We start from the raw sequence: 21,573 nt of genomic DNA on the forward strand, positions 1-21,573 counted from the left end.
GTCCCGTTTGAAGTGAAGAGCGCAAACGCGTCATGGCTTAGGCCGCCACAGCGTTGAAGGTCATGGCCAGGCCATTCATGCAGTAACGCAGCCCGGTGGGTTTCGGCCCGTCATCGAAGACATGTCCCAGGTGACCGCCACAGCGTCGACAGTGAACCTCTTCGCGAGCCATACCGAAGGAGCGGTCCTGGCGCGTGGCCACGGCCTGCTCAAGCGGTGCCCAGAAACTGGGCCAACCGGTGTGGCTGTCGAACTTGGTCGCAGATGAAAACAGCGCCAGAGCGCACCCGGCACAGGCAAAAGTGCCTGCGCGATGTTCATTGTTCAGAGGGCTGGTGTAGGCGCGTTCGGTGCCTTCTTCACGCAGGATCCGGTACTGCTCGTCAGTCAGGATCGAGTGCCATTCGCTGTCGCTGTGACTCACTTCAAAGGCTTCATCAGCCTGTGCCTCGCTGATCAGCGGTACGTCAGTCGACAATTTTGGCAATACACCGATTACCAGGGCTGCAAGCCCCAGCCCGCCGCCCGCTACGAGAATCTGCCGCCGTGAAAACATGGCCGTCTCCAAAATGTCAGGTACCTGTCTTGGAACACAGCCTAGGCTTGGGTTGATCGCCAAATCCTCACGGGAAGTTAACGAATTCGTGATAACTCGCCTTGAGGAAAACCCGCACAATGCGCTCATTGCGCCGAAGGATTGAGCTTCATGGAACAAACCAAACGCATCCTGGTGGTCGAGGATGACCAACACATCGCCGACCTGATCTGCCTGCATCTGCGCGATGAGCAGTACGACGTTGTACACAGCGCCGATGGCGATGAGGGCATGCGTCTGCTGGAGCAAGGGCACTGGGATGCGCTGGTCCTCGACCTGATGCTGCCGGGCGTCGACGGTCTTGAAATCTGCCGCCGCGCCCGGGCCATGGCGCGCTACACACCGATCATCATCACCAGCGCCCGCTCCAGCGAATTGCACCGCATTCTTGGCCTGGAACTGGGCGCCGACGACTACCTCGCCAAACCGTTCTCGATGCTGGAGCTGGTCGCGCGGGTCAAAGCCCTGCTGCGCCGGGTCGATGCCATGGCGCGCAACCTGAAAATGGATGCCGGTAGCCTGAGCCTCGACGGCCTGAGCATCGACCCGATCACCCGCGAAGTCACCCTCGATGCTCAGCGACTGGACCTCACGCCACGGGAGTTCGATTTGCTGTATTTCTTCGCCCGGCAACCGGGCAAAGTATTTTCGCGCATGGACCTGCTCAACGCCGTGTGGGGTTACAGCCACGAAGGTTACGAACACACCGTCAACACCCACATCAATCGCCTGCGGGCGAAGATCGAAAAAGACCCGGCGCAACCCTCTCGCATCCTCACCGTGTGGGGCCGCGGTTATAAGTTCGGTATCGAGCAGCCATGAAACTGACCCTGACGCAGCGCCTCTCGCTGGTATTCGCCGTGTTGCTGTTGGTGTGCGGTGGTACATCGGCATGGCTGCAAGTGCGCTCCAGCCAGATGCATGAGCTGGAGGTGGTGCAAGGGCTGTCGCGGGATCTGGCGCGACACATCGCCCATGACACGGTACTGATGGACAGCAACGGTTTGATGCCTGGCGCCGTGCGGGAACTGTTCAGTCAACTGATGCTGGTCAACCCGAGTGTCGAGGTGTATCTGCTCGACACCGAGGGACGCATTGTCGGTAACGCGGCGCCCGAGGGCCGGATGCGGCGAGACAACGTCGACCTGGCGCCGATCCGCCAACTGCTCAACGGCCAGCCACTGCCAATCCTCGGCGATGACCCGCGCAGCGTCGATGGGCGCAAGGTCTTCAGCGCCGCGCCATTGCAGGTCAATGGCAAAGCCGCCGGCTATCTGTATGTGGTGTTGCTCAGCGAAGAACACGACCGTTTCGCCGAACGCGGCGCCACCAGCGCCGCGCTGAACACGGCGTTGCTGTCCATCGCCGTGGTCGCGTTGCTGTGCCTGATTGCCGGTCTCACCGCGTTCAACCTGATCACTCGGCCACTGCGACGGTTGACCGATACCGTCAGCCGTTTCGACATCGACGGTGCGCCGCCACCCTTGCCCACCACGTCGACACCAGTGGACAAAAGCACTGATGCGGATGAGATCGCCGTACTCGATGCCGCCTTCCGGCAGATGCAAAACCGTCTCGGTGAGCAGTGGCGTTCATTGACTCGTCAGGATCAGGAGCGCCGCGAACTGGTGGCCAATATTTCCCACGACCTGCGCACGCCGTTGGCCTCGCTGCATGGTTATCTGGAAACCCTTTCGCTCAAGGACGCCACGCTGTCCCCCGAAGATCGGCGGCGATACCTGGGCATCGCCCTCGATCAAAGCCGCAAGGTCGGCGGACTGGCCCAATCGCTGCTGGAACTGGTGCGCCTGGAACACGGTTTTGTGCAGCCGGTGCTGGAGCGCTTTTCCCTGATCGATCTGGTGCAGGACATCTTCCAGAAATTCGAACTCAGCGCCGAAGCGCGGCAGGTCGAACTCAAGGCCAGTTTCGTACCGAACCTGCCCACCGTCTGGGCTGACCTGGGCCTGATAGAACGGGTGCTGACCAATCTGGTGGACAACGCTTTGCGCCATACCCCTCAGGGTGGCGAGATCGAACTCGACCTGAAGTCCTTGGGTACAGGAGTCGACGTGACCGTGAGCGACACCGGCCCCGGCATCGCGCCCGAACTGCGCGAAGGTTTGTTCCTGCGCCCGTTCAATATCGGCGGCTCACGACGCGATGGTGGCTTGGGACTGCGCATCGTTCACCGCATTCTGCAACTGCATGGCCGCCAGATTCAGTTGGTGGACGTCACCGGGCGCGGTGCAACGTTCCGCTTTTCCTTGCCGGTCGATCAGCAAACCGCTGAGCAATGGCTGGCGCAGTCAATGAACCGTAACCACGCGGACAAATAGTTGAGACCATCGGCCCGTTGCTCCGTGACAACGCCGCCCCGCTCCCCTAAATTAGGCGGCCTGAAAAAGACCTCGCGCTTTCTCATCTCAACTCAAGTTAAAAAGTAGTGAAATTTCAATGTCCGATTTCAACACCGCTGAATCCGTAGTCACCGAATCGTCCAAAGCGGAATACGAAAACTCCATCAATCTTTCACAACACCTTCCACAAGCCAAAATCATCAGCGAGATGGTGCTGGACGCGTTTCAGTCGAGCCGCGAGAGCGACCAGATCCGCGAACTGCGCGCCGCGATCCGTCAGGCTCACGACAGCTTCGATGACGACAAGGCCTACGAACTGATGGGCCAACTCAAAGGTTTGAAGGACGCCGAGGCCGCCGACATCGCCGCCCTCGAAGACCTGAGCAGCCAGTTCTCGATCGGCCGCATCCTGTCCAGCTTCAAGGACGATCCGGCGTTTCAGGAAATCGTCTACGGCCTCGCCCTCAAAGTGCTGAACCAGACACATCAGGCCATCAGCAACCCGAGTGGCGGCAAGAGCAAAGCCGCGCGCGCCAAGAAAGAAGTCGAAACCTTCACCATCAGCAAGGACGGCATCAGCGTGACCCTGCCGCTGCGCACACCGCGCTCGCGCCTGAACGTTGACCGTGAAGCGCTGGAGTTCCTGGGTTTCACCTTCGTCGGTGAAGGTGAAGAAGCCGAACTCGACGGCGAAACCTTTGTCGACAACGCCGGCAATGAACAAGCGGTCAATCGCAAGAACATCATCACCGCTCTGCAACAGCAGACCGCGTTCGATGGCTACAGCATCACCGCGCAGTAATACGGCAACGCTTGCGAAAAAGCCCCGCACTGAGATTCAGGCGGGGCTTTTTGTTGTCCGCCGCGCAGGTTATGCGTCCGAGTGCAACGCGGCGATCATGTCGACTTCAATCGCCGCGTTCTTCGGCAACTGATAGACACCGACTGTGGTGCGTGTATGCCGGCCGGCATCACCGAGCACGTGACTGAACACATCGGATGCACCGTTGGCCACCTCGCTCAGGTCAACGAAGTCCGCCGTGGACTTCACGTACACCGTGACCCGCAGCAACGCCTTGATCTTATCCAGCGACCCTACCGCATCGACGATCAGCGCCAGGCAACGCATCGCACTGATGCTCGCGGCGGCTTGTGCATCCTCGAGCGTCAACTCCAGGCCAACCCGACCTGGGTACTGAATCTTGCCATTGGTGCGCGGCACCATGCCGCTGATGTACAGCTCATCATGATGACGGATCAGCGGCGCGTAATTGCCGCCGGCGGTGTTCTCGCCGTAGATGTCGTAGTTAAGCTCTTGTGCCAGGCCAATGAAGCGTTCGTCGCAGGTCATCCTCTCGGTCATTTCGCCCAGCCTTTTGATTGATGCGTGAATGACAGTCGAACACCTGTGAAATGGCATGGCGCTATCACTGTCATGGTTGGATCCAAATCTAGGGGTTTTGGACCCCAGTCGCAACCCTCACCCTCTCTCGGAAGGAGTGGGCTGGTGAGGGGACCTTACGACGAGCAACAAAAAACCCCGCACATCTCTCGATGGCGGGGTTTCTTGTACAACCTGCAAACCTTACGGCGCGTACGTCAGCAACAGCTCGGCCGGCACCTTGAAGTCCAGGGACATCATGACGCTCAACGCGGTGATGGTGAAGATCGAGAACACAAACAGCTTGCGTGCCCAGACCGTGTCATCCACCGCTTTGTAGCCGGTCCAGGCCATGTACAACCAGTACATGCCCATGGCCGAGGCAACGGCGAGGTAGCTCATGCCGGCATAGCCACTGAAGGTCAGCATCAAGGTCGCTACGAGGAACGCCAGGATGTAGAGCAGGATGTGCTTCTTGGCCACTTGAATCCCGCGCTTGACTGGCAACACCGGAATCGATGCGGCCAGGTAATCGTTGAAGCGGAAGATCGCGATGGCGTAGGAATGCGGCATCTGCCACAGGCTGAACATCACCAGCAGCGTCAGTGCGGCCATGTCGAAGCTGTTGGTCACAGCAACATAGCCAATCACCGGCGGCATGGCGCCCGACAGACTGCCCACCAGCGTGCCGTGAACCGACTTGCGCTTGAGGTAAAGGCTGTAGAAGCCGACGTAGATCACGAAGCCGATGACCGCGAACAAAGCGGCCAACGGATTGGCCACCTTGTACAACAATGCAACGCCGAGAACACCAAGGATGGTCGCGTAGACAAGGGCCAGTTTCAGGGAGATCAAACCCTGGACCAGCACCCGGTTCTTGGTGCGCTCCATCTTCAGGTCGATGTCGCGGTCGATGCAGTTGTTGAACACGCAACCGGAGGCGACAACCAGGGACGTGCCGATCATGGCGGCCAGAAACACCGCCAGATCTACATGCCCTTTCGAGGCCAGGAAGAACCCGCCTGCCACAGAAAGCACGTTACCGAAAATGATCCCCGGTTTGGTGATTTGGATAAAGTGCTTGAGCGACATCGGGTCTTACCTCACTTCGCCATCATGTAGGTGTGGATGCTGAACATGATCCACAGCGACAGGCCAACCAGCAGCACGATCACGATCGCGGCGAACACGAAGGCAATCACGTTGTTACGTTGCGCAGCCGAACGATCCAGGTGCAGGAAGTACACGAGGTGAACAACCACTTGAATCACGGCGAAAGCCAGAACGATCATCAGCGTGATCGACTTCGGCAGCGACGGGTACATCACCAGCGCAAACGGAATCGCCGTCAGGATCACCGACAGGATAAAGCCGATTGCGTAGGACTTGACGCTGCCGTGGCTGTCGTCGTGGCTGTCATGGGAGTGTGCGTTAGCCATTACAGGGTCCCCATCAGGTAAACAACGGTGAATACGCAGATCCACACCACGTCCAGGAAGTGCCAGAACAGGCTCAGGCAGCTCAGACGGGTCTTGTTGGTCGCCGTCAGGCCGTGCTTGTTGACCTGGTACATCATGATGCCCATCCAGATCAGACCCGCAGAGACGTGCAGACCGTGAGTACCGACCAGGGTGAAGAACGCGGACAGGAAGCCCGAACGGCTAGGACCGAAGCCCTCGGAGATCAGCAGGTGGAACTCGTTGATCTCCATGGCGATAAAGCCAGCGCCGAGCAGGAAGGTCATGAACAGCCAACCCAGAACCTGCTGCTTTTTACCTTTGTACAACGCCAGCATGGCGAAGCCGTAGGTGATCGAACTGAACAACAGCAGAGCGGTTTCGCCCAGCACGTAGGGCAGTTCGAAGATGTCGTGGCCGGCTGGGCCACCGGCAACGTTGTTTACCAGTACCGCGTACACCGCGAAGATCGACGCAAACAGAATGCAGTCGGTCATCAGGTAGAGCCAGAAACCGTATACGGTCATCTCGCCCGAATCGTGGTGATGGTCATCGTGCCCATGGTCACCATGGGCGTGTCCAGCATTGGTCACTAAATTCGACATGGTTTAAGCCTGTTCCAACGAGGTTTCAACACGGGTGGCGGAAGCCGGGATTTTCCCTGCCGCAACCAGACGCTTGTGCTGCTCGGCTTCGATGCGCTCGATCGTTTCAACCGGAACCATATAGCCCTGGTCGTCACGCGCAGCGTGGATCACGAAGTACACGACAGTGCCGACCAGACTTGCGATAGCCAGCCACCAGATGTGCCAGATCATCGCGAAACCGAACACGGTCAGCAGTGCGCCCATCACCACGCCAGTGGCGGTGTTGTTCGGCATGTGGATCGGCTCGTACTTGGCCGGAGCCTGGTACGCGGTACCGTTTTCCTTGGCTTCGGTGAACGGGTCGATGCAGTCAGCCTTAGGCAGCACAGCGAAGTTGTAGAACGGCGGTGGCGACGAGGTCGACCATTCCAGCGTGTGGCCATTCCACGGGTCACCGTGATCGCAAACGTTCTCTGGCTTGTTACGGTCACGCACACTGACGTACAACTGGATCAGTTGGCAGGCGATACCGACAGCGATCATCACCGCGCCGAACATGGCAACGTACAGGTACGGTACCCACTCAGGGTTGGTGGTGGCGTTCAGACGACGGGTCATGCCCATGAAGCCCAGTGCATAGAGCGGCATGAACGCGACGAAGAAGCCCGAGATCCAGAACCAGAACGCTGCTTTACCCCAGCCTTCGTGCAGCTTGAAGCCGAACGCTTTCGGGAAGTAGAAGCCGAAACCTGCGATGTAACCGAATACCGCACCGCCGATGATCACGTTGTGGAAGTGCGCGATCACGAACAGGCTGTTGTGCAGAACGAAGTCAGCACCCGGGATGGCCAGCAGTACGCCAGTCATGCCGCCGATGGCGAAGGTCACCATGAAGCCCAGCGTCCACAGCACCTGGCTGGTGAAGCGCAGACGGCCCTGGTAGATGGTAAACAGCCAGTTGAATAGCTTTACACCCGTCGGGATGGAAATCAGCATCGTCGCCAGACCGAAGAAGGCGTTGACGCTCGCACCCGAACCCATGGTGAAGAAGTGGTGCAGCCAAACCATGAAGCCCAGTACCGAGATCGCGCCCGAGGCGTAGATCATCGAGTGGTGGCCGAACAGTTTCTTGCCGGTGAACGCCGAGATCACTTCCGAGAAGATGCCGAATGCCGGCAGGATCAGGATGTATACCTCAGGGTGGCCCCACGCCCAGAACAGGTTGACGTACATCATTGGATTGCCACCAAGTTCATTGGTGAAAATGTGGAAATCCATGTAACGGTCAAGTGTCAGCAGCGCCAGGGTAGCGGTCAGGATCGGGAACGAAGCCACGATCAGAACGTTTGCCCAGGTGCAGGTCCAGGTGAAGATCGGCATGTCCATCAGTTTCATGCCAGGGGTACGCATTTTCAGCACGGTGGCCAGGAAGTTGACCCCCGTCAGCGTCGTACCCAACCCGGATAACTGTAGCGCCCAGATGTAGTAGTCCATCCCCACGCCAGGGCTATATTGCAGGCCCGACAACGGTGGATAAGCAACCCAACCGGTCTTGGCGAATTCGCCGACGCCCAGGGACAGGTTGATCAGCACAACGCCCGATACCAGCAGCCAGAAGCTCAGGGAGTTCAGGAACGGGAAGGCAACGTCACGCGCGCCGATCTGCAGCGGCACTGCAAGGTTCATCAGGCCGGTGAAGAATGGCATCGCCATGAAGATGATCATGATCACACCGTGAGCGGTGAAGATCTGGTCATAGTGCTCAGGCGGCAGATAGCCAGGCGAACCCTCGGTGGCCATGGCCAACTGGGTACGCATCATGATCGCGTCGGCAAAGCCGCGCAGCAGCATGACCATGGCCACGACGATGTACATCACGCCGATTTTCTTGTGGTCGACCGACGTCAGCCACTCGGTCCACAAGTAAGTCCACTTCTTGAAGTAAGTGATTGCAGCGAACAGACCCAGACCACCGAGGGCGATCATGGCGATGGTCACCATCACGATCGGCTCGTGGAATGGGACTGCTTCCCAACTTAATTTACCAAACATCGTTTACTCCTCTGCCCCGGCAGCTGAATGCGAACTCGAGTCAATATCCGTGGCCGCCACTTCTTTCTCTTTCTTCTCGTGCTTCAGCGGCTTGCCCGGCTTCATACCTTCGTACTTGTCGACGATGATCTGGAACTGGTTAGGCGTGACCGACGAGTAGAGCTCGACTGGGTTGTTCTGGCTCGGTTTGGCAAGGGCTGCGTATTCAGCTTGATCAAGCTGTTTAGGTGACTTCTTGACTTCGCTTACCCAGGCGTCGAAATCTTCCTGAGTCGTCGAGATGGCTTTGAACTTCATGCCGGTGAAACCCGCGCCGCTGTAGTTGGCGGAGATACCGTCCATTTCAGCGTTGCGGTCAGCGATCAGGTGCAGCTTGGTCTGCATGCCCGCCATCGCGTAGATCTGGCCGCCCAGACCCGGGATGAAGAACGAGTTCATCACAGCGTCGGAGGTGATCTTGAAGTTGATGGGCGTGTGCGCCGGGAACACGATCTTGTTGACCGTGGCAATGCCTTGTTCCGGGTAGATGAACAGCCACTTCCAGTCCAGCGCGACCACTTCGATGGTCACAGGCTTGACGTCGGATTCAATCGGACGATACGGGTCCAATTCGTGGGTCGAAATGTAGGTGATGTAACCCAGGGCAACGATGATCAGCACCGGGATGGTCCAGACCGCCACTTCGATTTTGGTCGAGTGCGACCACTTCGGGGTGTAGACGGCGTTCTTGTTGGACGCGCGGTACTTCCAGGCAAACAGGAAGGTCATGACGATAACCGGCACCACGACCAACAGCATCAGCAAGGTCGCGGTGATGATCAGGTTGCGCTGTTCCAGGCCGATCTGGCCCGTTGGATTGAGCAAGGTCATGTTGCAGCCTCCCAGCAACAACGTGCCGAGCAGCGGCACTAGGCCTAGTAATCTGGGGTACCTGTTTTTACTCATCTCACGACCTCTAAAGCAGCTTGCGCAATGCAGTTGGGTTTTGATCGCCAACACTTCACCCTGCCAAGGGTTGGCATTTTCTTTGGATTGAATAAGGGCCGCCCGCCGCGCGTCAGACGCTCGACAAATCCCGGGACAGCGTTAAGTTCTTATTCGAATTCGTGGTCAAAGGCCTTGTTACAGACCAATTCCATTTGGTGCGGAAAGTTGGAAGGCACCGACACCTGGGTGTCTCACCAGCCTTACGGCTTGCTCGACACCCGACTTTCTGCTCAGTTCCTTAATAAAGGCTGAACAGTGCCGGGAATTCAATGCGGGCGATTGTAGATAGGTAGCGCCCTATACACCATGTCTTATCCCGAAATAATTTTTATCCGTTCAAGCAACAATCCATCGCCATTTTTGCAAAAGTGCCGCATGTTATCGAAATCGATTCTCAACAAAAACACCAAAAATAGTAGGTGTATCCGCGTCAGTTCAGACAGCTCTGAAGGCTTTCTCCGAGGGCCAGAACTGCGCAAAGCCTGATATTCAAAGGCTTTTGGCCATATCCCAACGCTTGTTAGAAATGCCTGATCTGGCACTTGCGTTCAAAACACGAAAAACGGCGAAACAGACCAATCCTTTTTTGTAACAGCACACCAATCCGTGTCTGTGAAACCGCTTGCGACACCGCCTATGTGACAACATGTCGCACACTTGTCGCACGCTCTATTGCCGTTCGTCACGGTGAACTCACAAACACTCTGAAATGCAAAACGCCCCGGTTTGCTGATCCGCAAATCGGGGCGCTTTCTGTATCGGCCAAAGCGTTGAAAAGTTGACTCAGCGCAGGGTTTTTCGGTTACGCGAGGTCAGCAGTGGCACCAGAATCACCACCAGCACGAACGCCACCAGCGCCCATTGCGCCAGCGACAGGCCGAGTATCGGCGGGTACGGCGTCGAGCAGAAACCGTCGACCTGGAAGCCCAGCGGGAAGATCTTCGCCAGCGGCAGATCATCGACAATCGGCTGCAGCACATCGATGCCGCAGCTCACCGCCGGATAGAACTGGGTGTAAACGTGATGCCCAGCGACGCCAGCGCCAGCAATCGCACACATCACCACCAGCACTTCAAACACCGTGATGCTGCGCCGGGTGCGCATGCCAGCGCCAATGAACGCGAACAGCGCAATCAGCAACAACGCATAACGCTGCAAGATGCACAGCGGGCATGGCGCCTCGCCCAGTACGATCTGCATGTACAGCGCCCCACCGATCAGCGCCAGGCAGATGATGCCCAGCAGCACCAGAAAGCGCCGCTCACGTCCCAATCGAATCGTTTCCTCGCTCATCGCGTTTCCCTTTTATGTCCATGGTTCAGCTGGCTGGCGGCTGCGCGTGCAGTTGCGCCATCAGGCTGATGTTGTCTTCGATATGCCAATTGGCCGCGATGCGACCGTTGTCGATCTGATAGATATCGGTTGCCCGGAAGTCTACACGCTGGCCCTGCCCTTTGAGAGCCTTGAACGTGCCGCTGAAGTGCCCGTGAAAGTGCAAATGCACCACCACGCGATCACCGGCGACGATCATTTGCTCAATGTCGCAGCGCAGGTCCGGCACCGCTGTGCGAAAGAACTTCGACGCCAGCAATGGCCCGGTCGGCCCCTGCACCCGACCTTCAGGCGGAGTCTTGTCGACAAACTGCGGCGACAAGGCTGCGATGGCCAATGCCTCCTCACCCGAATTCCAGAAACTGCCATAACGCCGCGCTGCCAGCTCCATGGCCTCAACCTGTGCCTTGGGCAGGCTCTGATCGACGATCAGGGTCTGCGGTGTGATCAAGGCCGATTCGGCACAAGCAAATGGACTGGCCAACAGCGAAGCCGACAGGCTCAGCGCAGCGAGGCTGAAACGAGGGGAGAAGATGATGTGCGACATGGGAGCGATCCTGATCAGGTGAACGAACGAGCGCCTATCATCAGCATCGGGAAATAAACGATAAACCGGTTAAGAAACGATTAACCTTTAAACACTTTTTAAGAATCGAGACCGTGGTGATGCCATCGCGGGCAAGCCCGCTCCCACAGGATTGATGGCGCACACAAAATCTGTGGACGACGCTAAACCTGTGGGAGCGGGCTTGCCCGCGATGCAAACGACTCGGCCCGAAGGATTATTCCAAAGCAGACGCCGGGCCAAAGAACTCATACCGGCTCTGCTTCTCTGGCACACCCAGCGCTTTGAGATGGCGCTTGATCGCCGCCATGAAACCTTTCGGCCCCAAGAAGTAAGCATCGAGATCACGCTGCGCCGGCAGCCATTCGCCGAGCAATTGCTGGTTCAACATCCCGACGTTGTCCGCCGCCGGGCTCACACCGTCATCTTCGGCGTAGCAATAAAAACGCTTGAGTTGCGGATGACGCTCAGCCAAACCATCGATCCAGTCGCGGAACGCATGGACGCTGCCGTTGCGTGCGCAGTGGATAAAGTGCACCGGGCGCTTGGTCTGCAGCGCCGCTTCAAGCATCGCCAGGGTCGGGGTGATCCCGACGCCACCACTGATCAGTACCAGCGGCTTGTCGCTGGCCGTCAGGGTGAACTCACCCGATGGCGGGAACAGCAGAATACTCGCCCCAACCTGCAATTGATCGTGCAGATGATTGGACGCACGGCCACCCGGCTCGCGCTTGACGCTGATGCGGTACTGGCCTTTGTTCGCCAACGCCGACAGCGAGTAGTTGCGGCGGATTTCTTCGCCATCGAGGATCAGCTTCATACCGATGTACTGACCCGGCTCGGCCGCGAGAATCGGGCCTTTGTCCGCAGGTTCAAAGTAGAACGAAATGATTTCCGCGCTCTCCTCGACCTTGGCCGCCACAATGAACTCGCGTGCGCCGCGCCAGCCGCCGACGGCGTGTTCTTTCTGATCATAGATGGCGGTTTCGGCGCCGATCAGGATGTCGGCCAGTTGCCCATAGGCCGCGCCCCACGCACTCATCACCTCAGGCGTAGCGATCTCTTCGCCGAGCACTTCAGAGATGGCGCGCAGCAGGCATGTGCCGACGATCGGGTAATGTTCCGGCAGAATCTGCAGGGCGACGTGTTTGTTGATGATCTTCGCCACCAGATCGCCCAACTGGTCGAGTTGATCGATGTGCCGCGCATACATCAGCACGCCGTTGGCCAGGGCACGGGGTTGATCGCCGCTGGCTTGGTGAGCCTGATTGAACAGCGGCCGCACTTGCGGGTATTCAGAGAGCATCATGCGATAGAAGTGGGTGATCAACGCTTCACCGCCGCTTTCCAGCAGAGGCACGGTGGATTTGACGATGGCACGATCCTGGACGCTAAGCATAAGGGTGACTCCTGCATTTACTTGAAAGTTACCTTAGGCTTATCAGCTTTCGTGCCAACTTTATTTCCCATATAAAACAGTAACTTAAAATTTAAGTAGTCATATCGACTCGAAGCTATTTATAGTCAACACGACTACATCTTGTCTCTTTGACTACAAAACCATGTCCGCCAAATCCCTGCTCACCGCCCTGCTGCCTCTGGTCTCCGACCTCTCCCGCGAACTGCCCGAGGGCGAGCGTTACCGACGCCTGCTCGAAGCCATGCGCGCCCTGCTGCCCTGCGACGCTGCCGCGCTACTGCGCTTGGACGGCGAAGCGCTGGTGCCGCTGGCGGTAGACGGTTTGAGCACCGACACCCTCGGCCGACGCTTCAAAGTCAGCGAGCATCCGCGCTTCGGAGTGTTACTGGCAGGCAAAGGGCCGACCCGCTTCGCTGCCGACAGTGACTTGCCCGATCCTTACGACGGCTTGGTCGACGGCCTCGACGATCACCTCGAAGTCCACGACTGCCTCGGCTGCCCGTTGTTCGTCGATGAAAAGCTCTGGGGGCTGATCACCCTCGACGCCCTGGATCCCGAGCGTTTCGAACCGATCGAACTGGATGCGCTGCAAGCCTTCGCCAGCCTCGCCTCGGCCACGGTCAACGCCGCCGAGCGCATCGAACGTCTGGCGACTCGCGCCGAAGACGAACACCAGCGCGCGGAGGTCTACCGCCAGGCCAGCGGTCAGCAGCACCGCGAAATGATCGGCCAGAGCAAAGCCCTTAAACACCTGGTGGAAGAAATCAATCTGGTGGGTGGCAGTGATCTGACCGTGTTGATCACCGGCGAAACCGGGGTCGGCAAAGAACTGGTCGCCCAAGCCATTCACGCCGCCTCCCCACGCGCGGATAAACCGATCATCAGCCTCAACTGCGCCGCCCTGCCCGATACGCTGGTGGAAAGCGAGTTGTTCGGCCACGTACGCGGCGCGTTTACCGGCGCCACCAGTGACCGGCGCGGAAAATTCGAACTGGCCAATGGCGGCACGCTGTTTCTCGATGAAGTCGGCGAGTTGTCGCTAACGGTGCAGGCCAAATTGCTGCGGGTTTTGCAGAGCGGCCAGTTGCAGCGTCTGGGCTCGGACAAGGAGCATCAGGTCGATGTGCGCTTGATCGCCGCCACCAACCGCGACCTGGCCGAAGAAGTGCGCAGCGGCCGTTATCGTGCCGACTTCTACCACCGTCTGAGCGTGTACCCGCTGCGGGTGCCGGCGTTGCGTGATCGCGGGCGTGACGTGCTGCTGCTCAGCGGATTCTTCCTCGAACAGAACCGTTCACGCATGGGCCTCAACAGCCTGCGGCTCAACAGCGACGCCCAGGAAGCGCTGCTGGCCTACACTTGGCCAGGTAACGTGCGAGAGCTCGAACACTTGATCGGTCGCAGTGCCCTCAAAGCGCTGGGCAACAGCAAAGTACGGCCGAAAATACTCAGCCTGAGTGCGGCGGACCTGGATTTACCGCATGAGGTTGTGGATAACTCGCCTGAGCCGGCGGCCGCTGTTGTGGCGCCTGTTTCGCTCATCAGTGGGGACTTGCGCGCCGCGACCGAGGCGTATCAGCGCCAGTTGATCAGTGCGGCGCTGGCGCGCAATCAGGATAACTGGGCAAGTGCGGCGCGCGAGTTAGGGTTGGATCGGGCAAATCTGGGGCGGATGGCCAAGCGCCTCGGCATGAAAAACTGAAAAGCTGGGAAGCCCCCTCACCCGACAACTGACCTAAAGCCCATCCTTTAAACGCCGATAACCCGGCATCAATAGTTTTTGGCGATACCACCCTCGCCCATCACCTTTTTCCACAGAAGGTTTTTATGTCCTCCAACAAAGCCCGCGCAGATTCACTTTCGCTTCTGCTGTTTACCTTGCGCAGCGGCAAGCTGATGGCGATCAACCTGCTGAAAGTCAGTGAAATCATCCCCTGCCCACCGCTGACCAAGCTGCCGGAGTCGCACCCGCACGTCAAAGGCATCGCCACCCTGCGCGGCGCCTCGCTGTCGGTGATCGACCTGAGCCGCGCCATCGGCGAGCGACCGCTGGAAGACCCGAACGGCGGCTGCCTGATCGTCACTGACGTCAGTCGCTCGAAACAAGGCCTGCATGTACAGGCCGTGAGCAAAATCATCCATTGCCTGACCACCGACATCAAACCGCCGCCGTTCGGCTCCGGCGGTGTGCGCGCCTACATTACCGGCGTGACCTCGGTTGAAGGCACGCTGGTGCAAGTGCTGGACATCGAAAAAGTTATCCACAGCATCGCCCCGGCGCAGATTGAAATGGCCCCCACCGACCTGACCATGGAAGACGCCGAAGTCCTCGGCAACGCCCGGATTCTGGTGGTCGACGACAGCCAGGTAGCGCTGCAGCAATCGGTGCACACCCTGCGTAACCTCGGCCTGCAATGCCACACCGCGCGCAGCGCCAAGGAAGCCATCGATTGCCTGCTCGACCTGCAGGGCACGGCGCGGCAGATCAACCTGATCGTCTCGGACATCGAAATGTCCGAGATGGACGGCTACGCCTTCACCCGGACCCTGCGCGAGACCCCGGACTTCGCTCACCTCTACGTGCTGCTGCACACCTCGCTCGACAGCGCGATGAACAGCGAAAAAGCCCGCCTCGCCGGAGCCAACGCGGTGCTGACCAAGTTCTCCTCGCCGGAGCTGACCCAACGCCTGATCGAAGCGGCCAAACACGTCGCCGCCAGCGGACACTGAGCCTTGGGTCAGACGCACTGCTTGCTGATGCGCCACGATCTGCGTGCCGACGTGCCGCCGATTGTCTGGCCGCAAGGCATGGAAATCCGCCTATACCACGCCGAACTGGCCCCGGCCGTGCATCACCTGATGCAACTGGGCTATCGCGAGGGTGGCGGCCGGGTGCCAGCGCTGGAGCAATGGCAGCAACGGTTTGAAACCGATCCTGAATACGATCCGACCCTGTGTTTCATTGCCCACGATGCCGAGGGCGTCGTCGGTGTAGCGCAATGCTGGACCAGTGCCTACATCAAGAATCTGGTGGTACATCCGCGTGCTCGAGGCCGAGGCCTCGGTCGGGCGTTGCTGCTCAATGCATTCAAGGTGTTTCAGCAACGGCGCGAGGGGTTCGTCGATTTGAAGGTGCTGGAAGATAACGTTCGGGCGCAGCGGTTGTATGAAAGTGCCGGAATGTATGTGGTTCGCCGGGAAATCGTCCCGCACTGATCCACCGCTTACCCGCGACGACGTCGGCACAGACAGCCTCTGATCCTCAGGCATACTCTAACCTTGGCCATAACAAGGATGCCCCACCATGAAAACCCTCACCTTAAGCCTGCTCTGTCTCACCGCGCTCACCTCCCAGGTCCACGCCTCCAGCCCCGAAGCCTGGGCGGCCTACGACAAAAGCGTACTCGCCAGTTGCACCAAGGCCAGTGGCCTGAAAAACGTCAAACCGGTTGGCAACCCCGCGCAATTCGATCGCCGCGTTGGTTACACCGCCGTTCTGCTGCAAGGCCAATACCCGCAAAAACACATGAAGGGCCAACAAGGCACCGAGCTGTGCCTGTTCAACAAAAAGTCAAAAAGCGCCTTCGTCACCGAATGGGACTCGATCCGCCCTACCGCCAAAGGCCAGTGAATGGCGCACAACTTGCTTCGGTCGGAGCCTGCACGGCGACTTTACGTCGCCGTTTCACACCCTGATTGAAGATTGATCGTTCAATGAATACGACGTTTTCCTGCGTAGGTTGCGGCAAATGCTGCACTGACCACCATGTCCCCCTGACCCTCGCCGAGGCCCGCATGTGGGCAGCGGATGGCGGCCAGGTGATCGTGCTGGTCGAAGCATTCCTCGGCAACGGCCTGGGCTTACCGGCGCAGCAGCGCGAGCACGCCGAACGGCGTTCGGTGGTGGTGCGCAGCGGTAGAGCCGATGCCCACGTAGCCATCATCTTTGCCGCGTACAACGTCGGCCCCTGCCGGAATCTTGACGAAGACAAGCGGTGTCGGATTTATGAACGTCGACCCTTGGTGTGCCGGATTTATCCAGCGGAAATCAACCCGCATATTGCTGGCGGTGACAGCCGTATGCTGCCGCAAACGTTCCGTGGCGTCAGCCTGACCAACCACCGCTTCGACGGCTGGTTGATCGAAGGCGGTCAGGCCAGTTTCACCAAGCCTTACAACCAGAGCGGCCACACACGCATCGGCACCTCCTATGGCGTCCTGGCCGATGGCGATGACAGCCGTCACCTGAACTGGGCGGGCGTGGCCTGGAGCGGTGTCGAGGGCCTGACCAGCAGCCTTTACGCCTCCGAACTCAAAGACATCTGGAACCAGTACTACTACGACCTCGACTACACCTGGCAATTGAACGATGTGATCAGCCTCAATCCGGGCCTGCACTTCTATCACACCCAAGACACGGGCGATGCGCTGCTGGGCAACATCGACAACAACACCTACAGCTTGCACTTCACGGTCGGTGTCGGCAGCCACAGCGTCACCGCCGCGTATCAGCGGGTCAACGGCAACACGCCGTTCGATTACATCAGCCAGGGCGACAGCGTTTACCTGGACAACTCGCAGCAATACTCGGACTTCAACGGCCCGAATGAGCGCTCGTGGAAGCTCAAGTACGCCTATGACTTCGAAGGTGTCGGCGTGCCGGGCCTGACTTCAGCGGTGTCCTACTCGCGCGGAACGCTTGATCTGAGCAAAGTTGACCCGGACAGTCAGGGTTACTCCAATTGGTACAGCGCCGAAGGGCGAAACGCCAAGCACTGGGAACGTGACATCGATCTCAAGTACGTGGTGCAAAGCGGTCAGGCCAAAGATCTGGCCGTGCGTCTGCAATGGGCAACCAACCGTGGCAGCAACGGTTACGGCGCGATAGATACAGACACAGATGAATACCGCGTAATCCTCGACTACCCGATCAACGTCTTCTAGGATCGGCGCTACGCTGAAAAGACCTCTCAATCGAAAGCCCATCATGATCGCGAGCCTTACCCCACCTGTTGCGGGCAAGACCGGACGCCCCGAGCTACTGCTGATCTGCGGCAGTTCGCTGACCGTGCTCGCGATTTTGTGCATCGTCACTTTTCTACTGATCCGTGAGCACGCCAACGCTCAGGAAACGGCCACCCGCAGTGCCACGACCATTGCCCAGTTGATCGACGCCGACGTGCTGCGTACCGTCGAGCTGTACGACCTGACGCTGCAAGGTCTGATTGCCGCTGCACAGCGCGACGACTTGCAAGCGGTCTCGCCGCAAATCCGCCATCTGGCGCTGTTCGACCGCTCAACCACGGCGCGCTTCAAGGGCGACATTCTGTTGCTCGACAAACACGGCGATGTGATCGCCGACTCTTCAAGAGTCGAACCTAAACCCGGCAATTTCGCCGACCGTGATTACTTCCTGGCCCATGCGTTCGACCGCGACGTCGGCATGTTTGTCAGCCGCCCGTTCAAGACCCGTTGTGATTGCGATGAGGCCAACCAATGGCGGATCAGCTTCAGTCGGCGGGTGTCTTCGGACACCGGTGAGTTCGTCGGCGTGGCCGTGGCGTCGATGAAGCTCGATTACTTCGACCAGTTGTTCAACAGCCTGAATATCGGCAACGACAGCACACTCAACATCATCAATAACGATGGCGTGTTGCTGGCGCAGAAACCTCACCTGCAAAGCGACTCCATCGGCAAAAGCTTCGGCAACCGGCCCAACGTGCTGCGGATACTGCTCGACAGGGACGGCAATGGGAGTTTCAGCAGCACATCGAGCATGGATCAACAGCAGCGGCTCTACACTTACTCGCGGGTCGGCAATTTGCCCCTGGTGGTGATCGTTGCGCTGTCCGGCGATGAAGTCTTCGCCACTTGGCGGCGTACGGCGATGCTGATCAGCGGCGCCACGGGAGTGTTGTGTCTGGGGGTGCTATGGCTGACCTGGCTACTCGCCCGCGAACTGCGCTTGCGTCAACGGGCCGAACGGGATTTGGCGCAACTGGCTGCTACGGATGCACTGACCGGTTTGGCCAATCGGCGGATGCTCGATCAAACGCTGCGCCACGAGTGGTTCCGCGCCCAGCGTGCGGCTAAGCCACTGTCGGTGATGATGATCGATGCCGATCACTTCAAGGCCTTTAACGACCGGCATGGGCACCAGGCGGGTGACCAGGCATTGCGCGAGCTGGCCAAAGTCATCGCGGCGAACGTGCGGCGGCCGGCAGACTTGGTGGCGCGTTATGGCGGCGAGGAGTTTTCGGTGATTCTTGCCGAGACCGACAGTCATGGAGCGCAGCAGATTGCCGAACATATTCGTGAGGCGGTGGAACAATTGCCGCTGGTCGACGGGGCACAGGTGCCGATGACGGTGAGTATCGGTATCAGCACCTGGACGGCGGCGAGCGAGATGACGCTGGAGCAGTTGCTGTTTGCGGCGGACAAGGCGTTGTATCAGGCCAAGGAAGGTGGGCGCAACCGAGTGCTGGCGGGCTGAGTTCTGTTTCAAACAATAAAAAAAGGCCACCCAAAGGTGGCCTTCAAAAAACTAGAGAGGTTTTTTACTTACACCGCCGCAACAGGGCGCATGTAAGAGATTGGTGCGGTGCTGGCGTCTTCGAACGTCACCACTTCCCAAGCATCTGTCTGCTCAATCAACTTGCGCAGCAACTGGTTGTTCAGTGCATGACCGGACTTGAAGCCTTTGAACTCACCAATCAGGCTATTGCCCAGCAGGTACAGATCGCCAATGGCATCGAGGATCTTGTGCTTCACGAATTCGTCTTCATAGCGAAGGCCGTCTTCGTTCAGTACGCCATCGGCATCGACCACGATTGCGTTTTCAACGCTGCCGCCAAGTGCGAGGTTGTGCTTGCGCAGATACTCGATGTCACTCATGAAACCGAAAGTACGGGCGCGGCTGACTTCTTTTACGAACGAAGTGCTGGAAAAATCCACGCTTGCACTTTGGGTGCGGTCCCGGAATACCGGGTGATCGAAATCGATCTCGAAGCTCACCTTGAACCCTTCGAAAGGCACGAAAGTGGCGCGCTTGTCGCCGTCTTCCACTGTCACTTCACGCAGGATGCGGATGAATTTCTTGGCGGCGTCCTGTTCTTCCAGGCCAGCCGATTGAATCAGGAATACGAAGGGTCCAGCGCTGCCATCCATGATCGGGACTTCGGACGCGGAGAGCTCGACGTAGGCGTTATCGATGCCCAGGCCAGCCATGGCCGAGAGCAAGTGCTCTACCGTGTCCACTTTGACGTCGCCGTTAATCAGCGTCGTCGACATAGTGGTTTCACCGACGTTTTCCGCGCGGGCAGGAATCTGCACCACAGGGTCGAGGTCAGCGCGACAAAACACAATGCCAGTGTCGACAGGCGCAGGCTTGAGGGTCAGATAGACCTTCTCACCGGAGTGCAGGCCTACACCTGTGGCACGGATAATATTTTTCAGTGTGCGTTGTTTAATCATGGCTTGGGCCGCTTCAGCGCAAATTGCGAACTGGTATCAACAAAGGCTGGCGATGATAGCAGACCGAACCTTTGCTGAACACCAATCACCTTCATAGGCCTGATACATTCCATCAATCGGCCTGACGACGCAGGAATGCCGGGATGTCCAGATAATCCAGGTCATCTTGCGGATTCATCTTCGCGGCAGCCGCAGCACCGGCCTGAGCCTGGTTGCGCATGACGGTCGGACGGTCCAGGTCACGGTAGTTCACCGCTGGCGCTTCCTGACGGGCCGGAGCCGGTTGTTGCACCTGAGAAGCAGCCATCGAGGTGTGAACGGTGTTGTCGATAACCTTCACAGGCTTCTCGATTTTCGCGCCCAGACCCGTGGCAACCACAGTCACGTGCAGCTCGTCGCGCATGTCCGGATCGATAACGGTACCGACCTTGACCATGGCGTGCTCGGAAGCGAAGGCTTCAATGATGCTACCCACGTCGGAGTACTCACCCAGAGACAGGTCAGGACCGGCGGTGATGTTCACCAGAATGCCGCGTGCGCCTTGCAGGTTCACGTCTTCCAGCAGCGGGTTGCGAATGGCAGCTTCGGTGGCTTCACGTGCACGGTTCGGACCGCTGGCGCAGCCAGTGCCCATCATCGCCATGCCCATTTCGCTCATCACGGTACGCACGTCGGCAAAGTCGACGTTGATCATGCCCGGACGCTTGATGATGTCGGAGATACCGCGAACGGCACCGGCCAGTACATCGTCAGCCTTGGCGAAAGCCGACAAGAGGCTGGCGTCTTTACCGAGGATGGTCAGCAGCTTCTCGTTAGGAATGGTGATCAACGAGTCGACGCTTTCGGACAGCATGCGGATGCCTTCGTCGGCGATCTGCATACGCTTGCGGCCTTCGAACGGGAACGGACGGGTCACGACCGCAACGGTCAGGATGCCCATTTCCTTGGCCACTTCGGCGATGATCGGCGCAGCACCGGTACCGGTACCACCGCCCATGCCCGTGGTGATGAACACCATGTTGGTGCCGGCCAGCACTTCAGCAATGCGCTCGCGGTCTTCCAGAGCAGCCTGACGGCCGACTTCCGGATTCGCGCCGGCGCCCAGGCCTTTAGTGACGCCAGTGCCCAGTTGCAGGATGGTACGCGCGCCGATGTTTTTCAGCGCTTGAGCATCAGTGTTGGCGCAGATGAATTCGACGCCTTCGATGTTGCTCTTGACCATGTGATTGACAGCGTTGCCGCCGCCACCGCCAACACCGATAACTTTAATTACCGGGCTTGCGGGGATGTTGTCTACGAGTTCGAACATTTTCCCTCTCCTTACGTTCTCTAGTTTTTTCGCCTACTGCATTTTGTTGCGGTGC

The 21,573-nt window shown here is 58.6% G+C and carries 20 protein-coding genes and 1 pseudogene; 9 read left to right on the forward strand and 12 right to left on the reverse strand.

Annotated elements, in window-relative coordinates; all coding sequences use genetic code 11:
- Positions 1 to 37: 37 nt before the first annotated feature.
- Positions 38 to 556, reverse strand: coding sequence for a peptide-methionine (R)-S-oxide reductase MsrB (msrB, locus tag K5E40_RS15080; RefSeq protein WP_221731485.1), 519 nt, complete (start codon positions 554 to 556; stop codon positions 38 to 40).
- Between the two features lie 150 nt (positions 557 to 706).
- On the opposite strand from msrB, the gene K5E40_RS15085 reads away from it, so the two are divergent.
- From K5E40_RS15085 to K5E40_RS15095, 3 genes are all read left to right on the forward strand, one after another.
- Entirely contained in the window at positions 707 to 1,417 is a 711-nt protein-coding gene (locus K5E40_RS15085) for a response regulator transcription factor (RefSeq protein WP_221731486.1), read from the forward strand.
- A complete protein-coding gene (locus K5E40_RS15090) occupies positions 1,414 to 2,934 on the forward strand; it encodes a HAMP domain-containing sensor histidine kinase (RefSeq protein ID WP_221731487.1) in 1,521 nt (506 codons plus the stop codon). The genes K5E40_RS15085 and K5E40_RS15090 overlap by 4 nt, the downstream gene beginning before the upstream one ends.
- 118 nt (positions 2,935 to 3,052) lie before the next feature.
- A complete protein-coding gene (locus tag K5E40_RS15095; RefSeq protein ID WP_221731488.1) occupies positions 3,053 to 3,757 on the forward strand; it encodes a hypothetical protein in 705 nt (234 codons plus the stop codon).
- 69 nt (positions 3,758 to 3,826) lie between these two features.
- Here the strand turns inward: K5E40_RS15095 and K5E40_RS15100 are convergent, their stop codons facing one another.
- From K5E40_RS15100 to hmpA, 9 genes are all read right to left on the reverse strand, one after another.
- Positions 3,827 to 4,318, reverse strand: coding sequence for a RidA family protein (locus tag K5E40_RS15100; protein ID WP_221731489.1), 492 nt, complete (start codon positions 4,316 to 4,318; stop codon positions 3,827 to 3,829).
- Positions 4,319 to 4,540: 222 nt separating this feature from the next.
- Entirely contained in the window at positions 4,541 to 5,428 is an 888-nt protein-coding gene (gene cyoE, locus K5E40_RS15105) for a heme o synthase (protein WP_221731490.1), read from the reverse strand.
- 11 nt (positions 5,429 to 5,439) lie between these two features.
- Positions 5,440 to 5,775: a cytochrome o ubiquinol oxidase subunit IV gene (gene cyoD, locus K5E40_RS15110; protein ID WP_221731491.1), complete on the reverse strand. Its 336-nt coding sequence runs from the start codon at positions 5,773 to 5,775 to the stop codon at positions 5,440 to 5,442.
- A complete protein-coding gene (gene cyoC, locus K5E40_RS15115; protein WP_221731492.1) occupies positions 5,775 to 6,398 on the reverse strand; it encodes a cytochrome o ubiquinol oxidase subunit III in 624 nt (207 codons plus the stop codon). Before cyoC ends, cyoD begins: the two co-directional genes overlap by 1 nt.
- A 3-nt stretch (positions 6,399 to 6,401) precedes the next feature.
- Positions 6,402 to 8,432 carry a cytochrome o ubiquinol oxidase subunit I gene (gene cyoB, locus K5E40_RS15120; RefSeq protein WP_221731493.1) on the reverse strand — a complete coding sequence of 677 codons (2,031 nt, stop codon included), beginning with the start codon at positions 8,430 to 8,432 and terminating at the stop codon, positions 6,402 to 6,404.
- Between the two features lie 3 nt (positions 8,433 to 8,435).
- Complete coding sequence (gene cyoA, locus K5E40_RS15125; protein WP_221731494.1) at positions 8,436 to 9,377, reverse strand: ubiquinol oxidase subunit II; 942 nt, start codon at positions 9,375 to 9,377, stop codon at positions 8,436 to 8,438.
- Between the two features lie 825 nt (positions 9,378 to 10,202).
- Positions 10,203 to 10,712 carry a disulfide bond formation protein B gene (locus K5E40_RS15130; RefSeq protein ID WP_221731495.1) on the reverse strand — a complete coding sequence of 170 codons (510 nt, stop codon included), beginning with the start codon at positions 10,710 to 10,712 and terminating at the stop codon, positions 10,203 to 10,205.
- A 25-nt stretch (positions 10,713 to 10,737) separates the two neighbouring features.
- Positions 10,738 to 11,298 carry an ester cyclase gene (locus K5E40_RS15135; protein ID WP_221731496.1) on the reverse strand — a complete coding sequence of 187 codons (561 nt, stop codon included), beginning with the start codon at positions 11,296 to 11,298 and terminating at the stop codon, positions 10,738 to 10,740.
- A 235-nt stretch (positions 11,299 to 11,533) separates the two neighbouring features.
- A complete protein-coding gene (gene hmpA, locus K5E40_RS15140; RefSeq protein ID WP_221731497.1) occupies positions 11,534 to 12,715 on the reverse strand; it encodes an NO-inducible flavohemoprotein in 1,182 nt (393 codons plus the stop codon).
- Positions 12,716 to 12,878: 163 nt separating this feature from the next.
- On the opposite strand from hmpA, the gene norR reads away from it, so the two are divergent.
- From norR to K5E40_RS15170, 6 genes and pseudogenes are all read left to right on the forward strand, one after another.
- Entirely contained in the window at positions 12,879 to 14,438 is a 1,560-nt protein-coding gene (norR, locus tag K5E40_RS15145; protein ID WP_221731498.1) for a nitric oxide reductase transcriptional regulator NorR, read from the forward strand.
- 125 nt (positions 14,439 to 14,563) lie between these two features.
- Positions 14,564 to 15,466 carry a chemotaxis protein CheV gene (locus K5E40_RS15150; protein WP_221731499.1) on the forward strand — a complete coding sequence of 301 codons (903 nt, stop codon included), beginning with the start codon at positions 14,564 to 14,566 and terminating at the stop codon, positions 15,464 to 15,466.
- A 27-nt stretch (positions 15,467 to 15,493) separates the two neighbouring features.
- Positions 15,494 to 15,952: an N-acetyltransferase gene (locus K5E40_RS15155; protein WP_221731596.1), complete on the forward strand. Its 459-nt coding sequence runs from the start codon at positions 15,494 to 15,496 to the stop codon at positions 15,950 to 15,952.
- Between the two features lie 88 nt (positions 15,953 to 16,040).
- Positions 16,041 to 16,367 carry a hypothetical protein gene (locus K5E40_RS15160; protein WP_221731500.1) on the forward strand — a complete coding sequence of 109 codons (327 nt, stop codon included), beginning with the start codon at positions 16,041 to 16,043 and terminating at the stop codon, positions 16,365 to 16,367.
- 113 nt (positions 16,368 to 16,480) lie between these two features.
- Positions 16,481 to 17,680 (forward strand): annotated as a pseudogene (locus K5E40_RS15165) (OprD family outer membrane porin); the annotation flags it as partial.
- Positions 17,681 to 17,723: 43 nt separating this feature from the next.
- Entirely contained in the window at positions 17,724 to 19,229 is a 1,506-nt protein-coding gene (locus K5E40_RS15170) for a sensor domain-containing diguanylate cyclase (protein WP_221731502.1), read from the forward strand.
- A gap of 68 nt (positions 19,230 to 19,297) precedes the next feature.
- Here the strand turns inward: K5E40_RS15170 and lpxC are convergent, their stop codons facing one another.
- On the reverse strand, positions 19,298 to 20,209 hold the full coding sequence (lpxC, locus tag K5E40_RS15175; protein ID WP_007916984.1) for a UDP-3-O-acyl-N-acetylglucosamine deacetylase: 912 nt from the start codon (positions 20,207 to 20,209) through the stop codon (positions 19,298 to 19,300).
- Positions 20,210 to 20,321: 112 nt separating this feature from the next.
- Positions 20,322 to 21,518 (reverse strand): cell division protein FtsZ, encoded by a 1,197-nt coding sequence (gene ftsZ / locus K5E40_RS15180; RefSeq protein WP_221731503.1) that lies wholly within the window; start codon positions 21,516 to 21,518, stop codon positions 20,322 to 20,324.
- Between the last annotated feature and the right edge of the window lie 55 nt (positions 21,519 to 21,573).

The organism is Pseudomonas baetica (assembly GCF_019733355.1).
Classification (GTDB): Bacteria; Pseudomonadota; Gammaproteobacteria; order Pseudomonadales; family Pseudomonadaceae; genus Aquipseudomonas; species Aquipseudomonas baetica_A.

Excerpts from the sequence above, each read along its gene's own strand:
- msrB (WP_221731485.1), bottom strand. The coding sequence starts at position 556 with ATGTTTTCACGGCGGCAGATTCTCGTAGCGGGCGGCGGGCTGGGGCTT.
- K5E40_RS15085 (WP_221731486.1), top strand. The coding sequence starts at position 707 with ATGGAACAAACCAAACGCATCCTGGTGGTCGAGGATGACCAACACATC.
- K5E40_RS15090 (WP_221731487.1), top strand. The coding sequence starts at position 1,414 with ATGAAACTGACCCTGACGCAGCGCCTCTCGCTGGTATTCGCCGTGTTG.
- K5E40_RS15095 (WP_221731488.1), top strand. The coding sequence starts at position 3,053 with ATGTCCGATTTCAACACCGCTGAATCCGTAGTCACCGAATCGTCCAAA.
- K5E40_RS15100 (WP_221731489.1), bottom strand. The coding sequence starts at position 4,318 with ATGACCGAGAGGATGACCTGCGACGAACGCTTCATTGGCCTGGCACAA.
- cyoE (WP_221731490.1), bottom strand. The coding sequence starts at position 5,428 with ATGTCGCTCAAGCACTTTATCCAAATCACCAAACCGGGGATCATTTTC.
- cyoD (WP_221731491.1), bottom strand. The coding sequence starts at position 5,775 with ATGGCTAACGCACACTCCCATGACAGCCACGACGACAGCCACGGCAGC.
- cyoC (WP_221731492.1), bottom strand. The coding sequence starts at position 6,398 with ATGTCGAATTTAGTGACCAATGCTGGACACGCCCATGGTGACCATGGG.
- cyoB (WP_221731493.1), bottom strand. The coding sequence starts at position 8,432 with ATGTTTGGTAAATTAAGTTGGGAAGCAGTCCCATTCCACGAGCCGATC.
- cyoA (WP_221731494.1), bottom strand. The coding sequence starts at position 9,377 with ATGAGTAAAAACAGGTACCCCAGATTACTAGGCCTAGTGCCGCTGCTC.
- K5E40_RS15130 (WP_221731495.1), bottom strand. The coding sequence starts at position 10,712 with ATGAGCGAGGAAACGATTCGATTGGGACGTGAGCGGCGCTTTCTGGTG.
- K5E40_RS15135 (WP_221731496.1), bottom strand. The coding sequence starts at position 11,298 with ATGTCGCACATCATCTTCTCCCCTCGTTTCAGCCTCGCTGCGCTGAGC.
- hmpA (WP_221731497.1), bottom strand. The coding sequence starts at position 12,715 with ATGCTTAGCGTCCAGGATCGTGCCATCGTCAAATCCACCGTGCCTCTG.
- norR (WP_221731498.1), top strand. The coding sequence starts at position 12,879 with ATGTCCGCCAAATCCCTGCTCACCGCCCTGCTGCCTCTGGTCTCCGAC.
- K5E40_RS15150 (WP_221731499.1), top strand. The coding sequence starts at position 14,564 with ATGTCCTCCAACAAAGCCCGCGCAGATTCACTTTCGCTTCTGCTGTTT.
- K5E40_RS15155 (WP_221731596.1), top strand. The coding sequence starts at position 15,494 with ATGCGCCACGATCTGCGTGCCGACGTGCCGCCGATTGTCTGGCCGCAA.
- K5E40_RS15160 (WP_221731500.1), top strand. The coding sequence starts at position 16,041 with ATGAAAACCCTCACCTTAAGCCTGCTCTGTCTCACCGCGCTCACCTCC.
- K5E40_RS15170 (WP_221731502.1), top strand. The coding sequence starts at position 17,724 with ATGATCGCGAGCCTTACCCCACCTGTTGCGGGCAAGACCGGACGCCCC.
- lpxC (WP_007916984.1), bottom strand. The coding sequence starts at position 20,209 with ATGATTAAACAACGCACACTGAAAAATATTATCCGTGCCACAGGTGTA.
- ftsZ (WP_221731503.1), bottom strand. The coding sequence starts at position 21,518 with ATGTTCGAACTCGTAGACAACATCCCCGCAAGCCCGGTAATTAAAGTT.